The 12,496-nt window shown below is 34.9% G+C and carries 13 protein-coding genes; 9 read left to right on the top strand and 4 right to left on the bottom strand.

The genetic code is table 11. The features are described from left to right. Positions 1-8: 8 nt before the first annotated feature. Positions 9-872, bottom strand: coding sequence for a GLPGLI family protein (locus BW926_RS04535; RefSeq protein WP_076444605.1), 864 nt, complete (start codon positions 870-872; stop codon positions 9-11). Positions 873-1,018: 146 nt separating this feature from the next. On the opposite strand from BW926_RS04535, the gene BW926_RS04530 reads away from it, so the two are divergent. The 5 genes from BW926_RS04530 (at position 1,019) to sufD (ending at position 5,765) form a co-directional block, all read left to right on the top strand. After that, positions 1,019-1,348 carry a HesB/IscA family protein gene (locus BW926_RS04530; protein WP_076444603.1) on the top strand — a complete coding sequence of 110 codons (330 nt, stop codon included), beginning with the start codon at positions 1,019-1,021 and terminating at the stop codon, positions 1,346-1,348. Positions 1,349-1,428: 80 nt separating this feature from the next. Next, positions 1,429-2,877, top strand: coding sequence for a Fe-S cluster assembly protein SufB (gene sufB / locus BW926_RS04525; protein WP_076444601.1), 1,449 nt, complete (start codon positions 1,429-1,431; stop codon positions 2,875-2,877). 99 nt (positions 2,878-2,976) lie between these two features. Next, positions 2,977-3,381: a GxxExxY protein gene (locus BW926_RS04520; protein WP_083672258.1), complete on the top strand. Its 405-nt coding sequence runs from the start codon at positions 2,977-2,979 to the stop codon at positions 3,379-3,381. A gap of 232 nt (positions 3,382-3,613) precedes the next feature. Beyond that, positions 3,614-4,357: a Fe-S cluster assembly ATPase SufC gene (gene sufC / locus BW926_RS04515; RefSeq protein ID WP_076444597.1), complete on the top strand. Its 744-nt coding sequence runs from the start codon at positions 3,614-3,616 to the stop codon at positions 4,355-4,357. Positions 4,358-4,457: 100 nt separating this feature from the next. Then, positions 4,458-5,765, top strand: coding sequence for a Fe-S cluster assembly protein SufD (gene sufD / locus BW926_RS04510; protein WP_076444718.1), 1,308 nt, complete (start codon positions 4,458-4,460; stop codon positions 5,763-5,765). Positions 5,766-6,105: 340 nt separating this feature from the next. Here sufD and BW926_RS04505 read toward each other — a convergent pair whose 3' ends face one another. After that, on the bottom strand, positions 6,106-7,035 hold the full coding sequence (locus BW926_RS04505) for a DUF3078 domain-containing protein (protein WP_076444596.1): 930 nt from the start codon (positions 7,033-7,035) through the stop codon (positions 6,106-6,108). Positions 7,036-7,452: 417 nt separating this feature from the next. Here BW926_RS04505 and BW926_RS04500 point away from each other — a divergent pair, with 417 nt between their 5' ends. From BW926_RS04500 to BW926_RS04485, 4 genes are all read left to right on the top strand, one after another. Then, positions 7,453-8,223, top strand: coding sequence for a rhomboid family intramembrane serine protease (locus tag BW926_RS04500; protein WP_076444594.1), 771 nt, complete (start codon positions 7,453-7,455; stop codon positions 8,221-8,223). A gap of 158 nt (positions 8,224-8,381) precedes the next feature. Further along, positions 8,382-9,491 carry a DNA-processing protein DprA gene (dprA, locus tag BW926_RS04495; RefSeq protein ID WP_076444592.1) on the top strand — a complete coding sequence of 370 codons (1,110 nt, stop codon included), beginning with the start codon at positions 8,382-8,384 and terminating at the stop codon, positions 9,489-9,491. Between the two features lie 190 nt (positions 9,492-9,681). After that, on the top strand, positions 9,682-11,040 hold the full coding sequence (gene gdhA / locus BW926_RS04490; protein ID WP_076444590.1) for an NADP-specific glutamate dehydrogenase: 1,359 nt from the start codon (positions 9,682-9,684) through the stop codon (positions 11,038-11,040). Between the two features lie 214 nt (positions 11,041-11,254). Beyond that, positions 11,255-11,620: an iron chaperone gene (locus tag BW926_RS04485; protein ID WP_076444588.1), complete on the top strand. Its 366-nt coding sequence runs from the start codon at positions 11,255-11,257 to the stop codon at positions 11,618-11,620. A gap of 28 nt (positions 11,621-11,648) precedes the next feature. Here the strand turns inward: BW926_RS04485 and BW926_RS04480 are convergent, their stop codons facing one another. Further along, positions 11,649-11,894, bottom strand: a complete 246-nt coding sequence (locus BW926_RS04480) for a hypothetical protein (protein ID WP_143756499.1) — start codon at positions 11,892-11,894, stop codon at positions 11,649-11,651. A gap of 180 nt (positions 11,895-12,074) precedes the next feature. After that, on the bottom strand, positions 12,075-12,386 hold the full coding sequence (locus BW926_RS04475; protein ID WP_076444584.1) for a hypothetical protein: 312 nt from the start codon (positions 12,384-12,386) through the stop codon (positions 12,075-12,077). Positions 12,387-12,496 lie beyond the last annotated feature (110 nt).

Raw genomic sequence — 12,496 nt, 5'->3', positions numbered from 1 at the left:
GTTTTGTTTTATTGCAGTTCGATTGGATTACTATTTCTTTTTGCTTCATCTTTAACTCTTTCCTCCATTCTTTTTCTCATATCTGCAGGATTTTGGTTTCCATTGCCAATTCTTTCAGCAGTGATCCCTCCGCCGCCAGCGCGGCCTACTCTTGTTTGCATAAAGCCACCGCCCTGGGTCATGAAAGACATTGGATCTTCGATGAATTTTTTCTGTTGTTTTATAAAATCAGCTCTTTTTACTTTAATTGTATTTCCCAATTGATTCAAAGTAGGAAAATCAGCAATCTTATAATTTTTCATTAAATCAAAAGAATATTCTCCTTTATCATCTTCCACTTTTACAATAAGACCCGGAAGCCCTCCGAATTTATACGGTCCGTCCTGATAAGGAAGATCGGTGGTAAACCAAGCCGTCCATTTTCTTCCTCCAAAATCCGTTTCAGCCTTCTGAACTTTATATTCCCCGATTTTCATTGTTTCAGAAGAAATTTTCCAGTCGATCGGGCGGTCTTCCTCGTAAGTATAAACATCCCTTCCAATCCTGTCCTTATAAAATATTTTCTGATTTTTTTTATCTTTTTCGATAGAATAATTGATGACCGATCTTAAACCTTCCATCTGTTCCCTATTGATGCTTCCTCTTCCGCCGCCTCCCTGAAAAGCATTCTGTATGATAGAATCCCTTTTGATCCTGTTTTCAGAGTAGAAAACTGATTTTTCCGGGGAAATATCCAAATAGGCGTTTTCAGTTTTAATATCATTTTTATTTGATGCGTCCGGCTTCATGGTCACCTGATACACAAAGCGGTTGGTTTGTGCAAAAATAGCCTGCATGAACAGCCCTAAAGCAATGATGCCAATTTTTTTCATTATCGGTTTAATTTATTATTTGGATTTCAAAATATTAGCAAAGTTAAAGCCATCAATGATAAAAATCGATAAAATAAAATTGCTGATTTTTATTTCCTAATTATTGTTCGTATTTTTGCACTATTAAATCATTCTAAATAAATACAATGATAAAAGTATCAGATCAAGCAAAGGCAAAAGCCATCCTGCTGATGACGGAGGAAGGCTTCAACCCTGCTGAAGATTATATAAGAGTGGGGGTAAAAAGCGGAGGGTGCTCTGGTTTAGAATATGTTTTGAAGTTTGATAACCAAAAAGCAGACACAGATCAAATTTTTGAAGACAATAATATTAAAATTGTTGTAGATAAAAAATCAATTCTCTATTTAGCGGGAACGACTCTTGAATATTCAGGAGGTTTAAACGGAAAAGGATTTGTTTTCAACAATCCAAACGCATCCAGAACGTGTGGTTGTGGTGAGAGTTTTTCTTTATAATTAGAAATTAGAGCCTAGAGGTTGGAAATCAGCATATGACAAAACTAACATCTAAAATCTAATATCTAAAATCTAATAAAATGAGTAAATATACTGAAGACGATCTAAGAGTCGATCTAGAAAATAAAAAATATGAATTCGGCTGGGAAACTAAAATAGATTACGAAGATTTCCCGACGGGTTTAAATGAAGATGTTATCCGTGCGATTTCTGCTAAAAAAGAAGAGCCTGAATGGATGACAGAATGGCGCTTGGAATCTTTCAGAATCTGGTTGAAAATGGTAGAACCGGAATGGGCAAACATTAAATATGAAAAACCGGATTTTCAAGCCATCAGATATTATGCAGCACCGAAAGTAAAGCCTGAGCTGGCCAGTCTGGACGAAGTTGATCCTGAACTAATCAAAACTTTTGAAAAATTAGGGATCAATATCGAAGAGCAGAAAAGACTTTCTGGAGTAGCGGTGGATATTGTAATGGACTCTGTTTCAGTAAAAACCACATTCCAGGATACATTGGCGGAAAAAGGGATTATTTTCTGCTCCATTTCTGAGGCCATTAAAAACCACCCGGATTTAGTAAGAAAATATATTGGGAAAGTAGTTCCCAGAGGGGATAATTTCTATGCAGCTTTGAATTCCGCAGTGTTTTCTGACGGAAGTTTCTGCTACATTCCAAAAGGTGTAAGATGCCCGATGGAATTGTCTACTTATTTCCGTATCAACCAGGCAGGAACAGGTCAGTTTGAAAGAACGCTTGTTATTGCAGACGAAGGAAGTTATGTTTCTTATCTTGAAGGCTGTACAGCACCGTCGAGAGATGAAAACCAGCTTCACGCTGCGGTTGTTGAGCTGATCGCAATGGATAATGCTGAAATTAAATATTCAACCGTACAAAACTGGTATCCGGGAAATGAGGAAGGAAAAGGTGGAGTTTTCAATTTCGTAACGAAAAGAGGACTTTGCGAAAGAAATGCAAAAATCTCCTGGACACAAGTCGAAACAGGCTCTGCTGTAACTTGGAAATATCCGTCTTGTATCTTAAAAGGTGATAACTCAATCGGTGAGTTCTACTCTATCGCTGTAACGAACAATCACCAATATGCAGATACAGGAACAAAAATGATCCACATCGGAAAGAATACGAAATCTACGATTATTTCTAAAGGTATTTCTGCAGGAAAATCTCAGAATTCATACAGAGGTCTGGTAAAAGTAATGCCGACTGCAAAAGGAGCGAGAAACTTCTCTCAGTGTGACTCTTTGCTAATGGGTAATGAATGTGGAGCACATACTTTCCCTTACATTGAAATCAAAGATCCTTCTGCACAATTGGAGCACGAGGCTACGACTTCAAAAATCGGGGAAGATCAGATTTTCTACTGCAACCAAAGAGGAATCGATACGGAAAGAGCAATCGCTTTGATCGTAAACGGTTTCAGTAAAGAAGTTTTGAATAAATTACCAATGGAGTTTGCTATTGAAGCTCAGAAATTACTTGAAATTTCATTAGAAGGTTCTGTGGGTTAATATATTTTAAACATTAAGGAATTAAGTTTTTATTCTCTTAAATTCTTACATGTTTAATATTAAGGAATTGATGAATCAATTCTTTTTAAGAAAATTAAGATGACAAAAGCACAAGTAACACAACTTTCCTATGATATTGTAGGATGCGCCATTAGAGTTCACAAAGAACTAGGGCCTGGCTTGCTGGAAAGTGTTTATGAAATGTGTTTAGCATATGAATTAAGAGAAAAGGGATTTTTAGTTGATCAACAAATTAGCACCAAAATCAATTATGGAAAAATTGAGATTGAAACTCCGTTAAAAGTTGATTTATTAGTGAATAAAACAATTGTTATAGAGATCAAAACTGTTGAAAGTTTATTGCCGGTTCATCAGGCTCAATTGATGACATATATGAAAATTTTGAAAAAGCCTCAAGGTCTTTTAATTAATTTTTACACGGATAATATCACAAAATCGACAGTTCCTTTAATAAATGAATATTTTGCAAAACTTCCTGAATGACTTTTAAATATTCAGGAATTAAGAATTACAAAGACCTTAAATATCTTAATTAAAATCAATTTATTGATTTGCTTAAAAAGAAATTATACATTAGAATTAACTTAAATTCTTAATGTTTAAAATAAAAATTAAAAAATAATATTTCATTCGCTAGCGTTGATGCCTTTGTTAATTGTGGTTTAGTGTTACAAAGGATATACTCAAAGTTTGACCTTGCGATAAATTTGAATGTATGTTAAATATAAAAAACTTGCACGCCAAAATTGAAGACGGCGCAGAAATTTTAAAAGGTATCAATCTTGAAATAAAGCCGGGAGAAGTTCACGCTATCATGGGGCCGAACGGAGCCGGTAAATCTACTCTTTCTTCTGTTATCGCAGGAAAAGAAGATTATGAAATTACTGATGGAGAAATCATTTTCAGAGGCGAAGATATCATCGAAGATGCTCCTGAAGAAAGAGCACACAAAGGGATTTTCCTTTCTTTTCAATATCCTGTAGAAATTCCGGGGGTTTCTGTGACAAACTTCATCAAAGCTGCGATGAACGAAAACAGAAAAGCAAACGGCTTGGAAGATATGCCTGCAAAAGAAATGCTGGCTTTAATCCGTGAAAAATCTGAGCAATTGGGTATTAAAAAAGATTTCCTTTCAAGATCATTGAACGAAGGTTTTTCGGGAGGTGAAAAGAAAAGAAATGAAATTTTCCAAATGATGATGCTGGATCCGAAATTGGCTATTCTTGATGAAACAGATTCAGGATTGGATATTGATGCATTGAGAATCGTCGCAGACGGTGTAAATGCTTTCAAAAATGAAGGAAATGCAGTTCTTTTGATTACCCACTATCAGAGATTGCTTAATTATATTCAACCTGACTTCGTTCACGTTTTGGCAAACGGAAAAATCATCAAAACCGGTGACAAATCTCTTGCTTTAGAACTTGAAGAAAAGGGGTACGACTGGCTTTTAAATTAATTAAAAGATTAAGAAATTCAGAGATTCAGAAATCTCTTAGTTTAACAATTTCAGCCAAACAAAAAAAGAAAAAATGGTGCAAACCACAGATATACCAGTAATGGCATTAAAAGAACAGATTATAGAAAACCATAATGAATTTTTGGAAAGTCTTCGTCACAGATTTCTGGATGAAGATCGAAAAGCTGCTCTTCAGAGGTTCGAAAAAGCTGGTTTTCCTACGAAAAAAGACGAAGAATACAAATATACCAACCTAAAGGAGATTACTGAAAAAGGTTACAACTTTTTCCCGAAGGAAAGTCATAATATCACCAAAGAACAATTGGACGAACTGCATTTGGGTGAAGAAAATTTTGACTGGATCACTTTCGTGAACGGTAAGCTTCATAAAGAATTATCAAAAGTTTCGATTGAAAATGTTGAGTTTCTTTCATTTAATTATGCTTTGAATGATGAGAAGCACAGAGATGTTTTCGAGAAATATTTTAATACAATTGCTGCAGATCAATCAGCTTTCACGAATTTGAATCAGGCTTACTGTAAGTATGGTTTCTTTCTGAAAGTTCCTAAAAATGTTGTGATTGAAAAACCAATTCATATTTTCTATATTTCTCAGAATCAGGAAGAAAACACGTTCTACAACACGAGAAATTTATTAATCGTAGAAGAAGGTGCAAAAGTGGAAATTATTGAAAGTCACCACAATTTTGATAGTACTTATGTTCTGACAAATTCCGTGACAGAAATTTTCACGTATCCGAATGCAAAAGCGGATTGGCATAAATTACAAAACGATAATGATACTTCTTACTTAATTGACAATACTTTCGCAAAACAGGAAAAAGACAGTTTAACGACTGTGAATACTTTCTCTTTCGGAGGTAAATTAGTAAGAAATAACTTAGATTTTATTCAAAATGGATCGAATATCAATTCATTCATGAACGGAATCACAATTATCGGGAAAGATCAGTTGGTAGATCACCACACGGCGGTTCACCACAATCAGCCTAACTGTGAAAGTTATCAGAATTACAAAGGTATTTTCAACGGAAATTCTCATGGAGTTTTCAACGGAAAAGTTTTTGTAGATAAAATTGCTCAGAAAACGAATGCTTATCAGCAAAATAACAATGTTTTATTAAGCGAAGGCGCTAAAATCGATACAAAACCTCAGTTGGAGATTTTTGCAGATGATGTGAAGTGTTCTCACGGTTGTACGGTTGGACAATTGAATGAAGATGCATTGTTCTATTTAAGAGCAAGAGGAATCTCTAAAAAAGAAGCTCAGGCATTGCTTTTATATGCATTTGCAAATGACGCGATGCAAAACATTGATATTGAGCCTTTAAAAGAAAAAGTTTCAAAGCTTTTGGCCGAGAAACTTGAAGTGGATATAGAGTTTTAACAATATATAATTGATAAATATGAAGCTCTCCAATTTTGGGGTGCTTTTGTTTTTTGATTTTCTTTTTTATCGTTAAGCCGTGAGGTTTTGGTTTAGTTTATTCTGCCAATTTTTCGTTTGCGAGAGCGTTTTCACTCAGGGAATGATAGCAATGTTTTAAGCTTCACAAAGCCGTTTCACTTATAGAAGCATGATAGAGGATTGTGAAATTTGTGAAAAATATTTGTGGTATTTGTGTTTAAATTTTGGCTAAAGCCAATCTTGACTGTATTTATCAAAAAAGTGGGCTAAAGCCCACTCGTATTGATATTTATAAATATTTAGTTAAAATTAATAATGATTATTTTTTCAACCACCATTGACTGTCTTTTCTGTCAGAACGCTTTACTCCATTATTTAAAGTGTATGCTAAACCAATTCCTAAGGTCTGCTTCAGCTGTGTTTTTTGAATCTGGTTATGATCATATAAGACATCAACCGTTATATTTGAAGAAATAAATTTATTAACCTTTAAATTAAGCACCATTCCGTAGGCTAAAACGAATCTGTCTGGATGATCCAGATAATTAGAGAAAACGGAGGCTGTATTGGTCATAGAAACATTTTCCATTAATTTGATCTTATAATAAGCCGTTCCCAGGAAACCGAATTGCAATAGTGACGTATCTCCATCATCTTTTAAACCGTAGATTCCGGCTGTTTGGAGCTCCTTATCCAGCACAAAAGTCCATCTCGCGTTGGTAGGCCTTAAGGTGACATTAATATTATCATTAGGTCTGTATGTGATACCCATACCGAAATTTAGGTAGCCGGGAGCCATAAAATTGGATATTTTTTTAGCTTCGGGATTATTTCCATCTTCGTAACCTGCGGAAAACTGTGACTGAAAGCCCGCTCCTACAGAAAGATACCAACTTTTTGATACCCTCCTTCCATAGTTGGTAGAAACATTAATGACATCCTGGGTTTTTCTTACCCCAACTCCTTTTGTATCATTTTGCCCATAATTCAGAAGGATGATATTTTCCCAAAGATCTTTATCATTTTCGTAAGTAATATTATAATCTACCCCCGCAAGCCATCCTACGTTGTTAGCTCCACCGCCAACCCAGTTTGAAAAGGCTGCCTGGTTAAACATTAGAGATTGCTTTCCTACAACTGACCAGTGTTTGATTGTGTCTATTTTTACAGCTCCGGTATCGATGATTACGACTTGCGCATTGGTGAAAATCCCTAAGAAAAGGGGGAGAATTAACAAAAACTTCTTCATGGGGTTCAAAATTTTCTTTTACAAAATTCTGTACAAAAATATTAAATTTAATTTTTCTAAAATAAACGGCAACTTAGAAACATTTTATATCAAACTTATTTAACCTTTTTAGGAGCAATTTCCTGCTTTCCACTATATCTTTTGTTTCGCTTCGTTACCATTACAATGGGGCTATGGTTATTGTTGCCTATTTAAGCAAGAGGAAAGATCTTTGAAAATAAAAATTTTAACCAGATTTATCATATAATTCATTAAAAACAAGTTTCTTTCACAGTTTCAAAATGACAGAAAATGATAATTATCTTCGCTGGTGATCAAAATCATTACTTTTTGTCTTAAATAAATTAAAACCTACAAAAATTCATCGCCAAATTTTCCGAAATTTATCATTGGCTTTCCATTTGACGTAAAATCTTCATGTTTAAAAATAATGTAATTTCCAAAAAAGCTATTATATACCCTTTGCTGATGCTTGCCGCCATGTGGCTTGGCTATTTCCTGCAGTTACACGGTTTTTTTGAAAGTTGCTTTGGGGCGATTATTCCATTATTGCCGGAAGGTCTTTTAGGAATCATCACTTCTCCTCTTTTACATGGAAATATAGACCATATTATAGGAAACTCAATCCCTATTACTTTTCTGATGTTTTTACTCTATCAGTTTTATCCTTTGGTTGCCAATAAAGTTTTTATCATTGGCTGGCTGGCTACAGGGTTTTTGGTCTGGCTTCTTCCTCCGATTGACATAATGACCGGTGATTATCTGTATACCTGTACTATTGGCGCGAGTGGTGTAGTGTATGTCCTTGCGTTTTTCCTCTTTTTCAGCGGGGTTTTTAAATGGAATATGAAACTGCTTACTATTTCTTTGCTCGTTGTTTTATATTACGGAAGTTTGGTTTGGGGAATGCTGCCTGAAGAATTATTTTCAAATCTTGAGGAACCCAGTAAAATTTCCTGGCAGGCTCACCTTGCGGGTGCAATTGTAGGAAGCATTCTTGCCTTCTCATTTAAAAAAGTAGGCGAAAAAAAGAAAAAATTCATTTGGGAATTTCCTAATTATTATAATGAAAAAGATGATAAGCTTTGGCAGGAATACAAAGAAAATCATCCGGAAGATTTTATGGAATTACCTTACAAAAAAAAAGACGACATCTGGGAGTGTCTGGATGAGTTGAGAGGAAAATAAGTAGTTCTGAATCTCAAAAACATAAAGTCTTTTATTCCATAGGAATCTTGTCTCAAATCATTTAAAAATTATACAATGATACTTTAATTTTAAACTAAAAATCCTGCAATTCTTGCATTAAAAAAATTAAATTCTCTAGATTTGTCAAAACAACACAAATGTATTCTGAAGAACATCTCTACTCCATCGCCCTGCGCGAATGTTATTTAATTGGTGATATTAATTTCCATAAGCTTGTCCGCATATTCGGAAGTGCAAAAGAAGCCTGGGAAATGACCCCAAAAGAATATAAAAAACTTGACGGCATCGGCAAAAAAATGATTTCAGATATCGGGAATGCTGAACATTTGAAATTTGCAGAAAAAGAGCTTTCGTTTTGCGAAAAAAATAATATTAAAATTAATTTAAGGCATCTTCCCAACTTTCCGAAATTACTGAACGAATGCGATGATGCGCCTGCAATCCTTTACGAGAAAGGAACTTTTGACGATTCAAGACAAAAGCTAAGCATTGTAGGAACCCGCAATATGACCTCCTATGGAAAACAGTTCATCCATGATTTCTTTGAAGAAACACAGTCCTGCGATTATATTTCAATAAGCGGGCTGGCTTTAGGGATCGACAAAGAGGTTCACGAGCAATCTCTTCATTTTCAAATACCTACAGCTGCCGTTTTGGCTCATGGATTTCATCTTTTATACCCCGCTAAAAACAAAAAGCTGTCAGAGAAAATCCTTGAAGAAGGAGGAGCTTTGTTCACAGAATTCAATTCTTCCAGAAAACCCGATCGGGAAAACTTTATCCAGAGAAACAGAATCGTTGCCGGGATTTCTCCTGCCACCATTGTTGCAGAAACAGCTTTTGGAGGAGGATCAATAAGCACAATAACTTTCGCAAATCACTATAACCGTGAGGTTTTTGCGTTGCCTGGGAAGATTACAGATAAGCAGAGCCAGGGCTGTAATCATCTGATATTTCAGCATAAAGCAACGGCTATTTCTACGATAAAAAACCTTGTGGATTATTTAGGATTTAATCAGCCGAGACATAAAACCGAAGAACTATTTTCACCCCGTGAGATAGATATACAATTACCTGAAAACCAACGATTAATATTCAAAACAATTTATGATAATCCTCAAATTTCTTTAGATGATCTTGTGGAAAAATCCGACCTTTCTTCACACAAAATTCTGTCCATAATTTTGGAATTGGAGCTTTTGGGGAAAGTAAAATCATTTTCCGGGAGGCAATTTGCCGCAATTTGAGATTTAATGATTTTTTAATATTGCATTGTTTTAGAGATAAAATTTAATTATTATCAAAATATGTATATTAATTATCAATTTAATAATATTAACTCATTATATTATTAAATTTTAAACAATTATTCATTCAGGTGTTGTGAATTTTGAAAAAAAAATTAAATTTGTTGGCAATAATATTCAACCCTAATATATGGAACAATATAATATTGACCAGAAAATACAAGAGTTTATAGCAAAAATTGAGGCCAAAAACCCTAATGAGCCAGAATTTTTACAAGCCGTAAAAGAAGTTGCCGTTACAGTAATCCCATTTATTATGACAAAAAAGGAATACACGGGAATGAAGCTTCTTGAAAGAATGGCAGAGGCTGAAAGAATAATCATTTTCAGAGTTCCATGGGTTGATGATAAAGGAGAAATCCAGGTAAATAGAGGTTTCAGAATCCAGATGAATTCTGCAATCGGGCCATATAAAGGAGGAATCCGTTTTCACCCTACAGTAAACCTTTCTGTTCTTAAATTTTTAGCTTTCGAGCAGGTATTTAAAAACTCTTTGACTACCCTTCCGATGGGTGGTGGTAAAGGAGGTTCAGATTTCGATCCACAAGGAAAATCTGATATGGAAGTGATGCGTTTCTGCCAGGCTTTCATGACAGAAATGTGTAAGCACATCGGCCCTGAGACGGACGTTCCTGCAGGAGATATCGGTGTAGGAGCAAGAGAAATCGGATATTTATTCGGACAGTACAAGAAGATCAGAAACGAGTTTACAGGAGTTCTTACAGGAAAAGGTCTTGCTTACGGAGGTTCATTAATACGTCCTGAAGCTACTGGCTACGGGGTAGTTTACTTCGCAGAGCAAATGCTTAAGACTATTGGGCAAACATTTAAAGATAAAGTAGTATCAGTTTCAGGTTTTGGAAACGTAGCTTGGGGAGTTATCAAAAAAGTAAACGAGCTTGGTGGAAAAGTAGTAACTATTTCCGGACCAGACGGATATATTTATGACAAGGACGGGATCGATGGAGAAAAAATCGATTATTTATTAGAGTTAAGAGCTTCGGGTAATAACAGAGCTGAAGATTATGCTAAAAAATACCCTTCTGCAGAATTCTATGTAGGAAAGCGTCCTTGGGAAGTGAAATGTGATGTTGCGATCCCTTCTGCAACTCAGAATGAGCTTGATCTTGAAGATGCTAAAGTATTGGTTGGGAACGGTTGCGTTTGTGTAACTGAGGCCGCAAATATGCCTTCAACACTTGATGCAATCAATTATTTCCTTGATAATAAAGTATTATTCTCTCCGGGTAAAGCTTCTAATGCTGGAGGTGTTGCCACTTCCGGATTAGAAATGACTCAAAACTCAATCCGTCTGAACTGGACTTCTGAAGAGGTTGATGCAAGATTAAAGGAGATCATGATCGGGATTCATAAAGCATGCAGAGACTACGGTAAAGAGGAAGATGGCTATGTAAACTACGTAAAAGGTGCTAATATCGCTGGATTCGTGAAAGTTGCAGAAGCAATGTTAGCTCAAGGAGTAGTATAAAAATTGAAGGTTGGGAATATTCCCGACCTTTTTAATTATAACCTGTTCCCGGGATTATAAATGGGATAAAAGTAAAAAGTGAAAGGAGAAAGCGTTGATTTGTTCAACGCTTTTTTGTTTTCATTAAAATTATTTGAACTTTTGTTGGAAAATTCTATTCACAACCTAACAGGTTTTATAAATCACATATTAAGTAATTTATTACATTTAAGATATGAAAAATACTTTTGAAAATATTGATGACTATATTCTTCTTTTTCCTGAAATAGGAGGAAAGCTGAAAGAATTAAGAAAATTAATCCAGTCCCAACACAAGAATATTACAGAATATATCGGTTATCAGATGCCCGCTTTTAAATATAAAAATATGCCGCTGATCTATTTTGCAGGATATAAAAAACACATCGGACTATATCCGGGAGCAGAAGGAATAAAGAATTTCGAAAAAGATTTTGAGGAAAATAACTACAAATTTTCGAAGGGTGCCGTGCAGTTTCCCATAAATGAAGATTTACCTTCAGATTTAATTATAAGAATTGTGAACTTCCGGATGAAAGAAATTGATCAAAAAAAAACCTGAAACATTGTGCTTCAGGACTTTTTTAATTTTATCTATTTACTTTTCTTTTTAGATTTTTTTCGCCTTTTACGGCATTTTTGTTCTTCCAATTTCCGGTAGTGTCTGTTGTTTTTGACTGATCCCTGTTATTAGTGTTGTTGTTCATGTTATCATTCCGTATATCATTATTCCTTGTGGTGTCGGGTATGGTAGTGTCTACTCTTTGTTTTGGTGTTGTTTGCGCCGATACCGTCATGGTTACTGCAAATACTGTTGCTAAGATTAACTTTTTCATAATAAATAATATTTAGTGAATTTTGGCGTGTTTAGGATAGTATAATTTTCACATTAAAAACAAATAAAATTATTTTTTTTAATTTTATTTGTACCTATTTAAGACAAATTACATTGTAAAAGGATAAAAAATCCCGAGACCTTATGTCTCAGGATCTTCATTTCTACTTTTTTTAAATACTTACTTTGACTTTTTCTTTTTAGATTTCTTTTCTTCTTTTGTAGCATCTGCCGGTTTTGTTGCTTCCAGACTTGTATCTGCACTTACGCTTGCTGAGGCATCAGTTGCAGTAGCCGGAGCTACATCCACGGCAGCCGCTGTTGCTGTGGTATTTTGGTTTTGAATTCCCAAAGTTGCCTGTGTGTCCTGTTGTACTTGAGTAGTCGCTTGGTTATTAGGATTTTGAGACGAGTTCTGAGGAGTACCCGTCTGTGCCGATACTGCGATTACGCCGACTAATGTAAACGCTGCTGTTAAAACTAACTTTTTCATAACACTAATATTTTAAATGGTTGTTTAATGTTTTTAAAACGACACACTTAGATTGAATAGTATATGCAAAGGCTTTATTTAACGTACTTTATAATTATTTAAGACGATTT

The sequence above is a fragment of the Chryseobacterium sp. RU37D genome (genome assembly GCF_900156075.1).
Classification (GTDB): domain Bacteria; phylum Bacteroidota; class Bacteroidia; order Flavobacteriales; family Weeksellaceae; genus Chryseobacterium.
The sequence above is the reverse complement of the archived record's forward strand: the minus strand, read 5'-3'. Positions and strand labels throughout refer to the sequence as shown.

Coding starts and splice junctions, on each gene's coding strand:
- BW926_RS04535 (WP_076444605.1), bottom strand. CDS start 872: ATGAAAAAAATTGGCATCATTGCTTTAGGGCTGTTCATGCAGGCTATT.
- BW926_RS04530 (WP_076444603.1), top strand. CDS start 1,019: ATGATAAAAGTATCAGATCAAGCAAAGGCAAAAGCCATCCTGCTGATG.
- sufB (WP_076444601.1), top strand. CDS start 1,429: ATGAGTAAATATACTGAAGACGATCTAAGAGTCGATCTAGAAAATAAA.
- BW926_RS04520 (WP_083672258.1), top strand. CDS start 2,977: ATGACAAAAGCACAAGTAACACAACTTTCCTATGATATTGTAGGATGC.
- sufC (WP_076444597.1), top strand. CDS start 3,614: ATGTTAAATATAAAAAACTTGCACGCCAAAATTGAAGACGGCGCAGAA.
- sufD (WP_076444718.1), top strand. CDS start 4,458: ATGGCATTAAAAGAACAGATTATAGAAAACCATAATGAATTTTTGGAA.
- BW926_RS04505 (WP_076444596.1), bottom strand. CDS start 7,035: ATGAAGAAGTTTTTGTTAATTCTCCCCCTTTTCTTAGGGATTTTCACC.
- BW926_RS04500 (WP_076444594.1), top strand. CDS start 7,453: ATGTTTAAAAATAATGTAATTTCCAAAAAAGCTATTATATACCCTTTG.
- dprA (WP_076444592.1), top strand. CDS start 8,382: ATGTATTCTGAAGAACATCTCTACTCCATCGCCCTGCGCGAATGTTAT.
- gdhA (WP_076444590.1), top strand. CDS start 9,682: ATGGAACAATATAATATTGACCAGAAAATACAAGAGTTTATAGCAAAA.
- BW926_RS04485 (WP_076444588.1), top strand. CDS start 11,255: ATGAAAAATACTTTTGAAAATATTGATGACTATATTCTTCTTTTTCCT.
- BW926_RS04480 (WP_143756499.1), bottom strand. CDS start 11,894: ATGAAAAAGTTAATCTTAGCAACAGTATTTGCAGTAACCATGACGGTA.
- BW926_RS04475 (WP_076444584.1), bottom strand. CDS start 12,386: ATGAAAAAGTTAGTTTTAACAGCAGCGTTTACATTAGTCGGCGTAATC.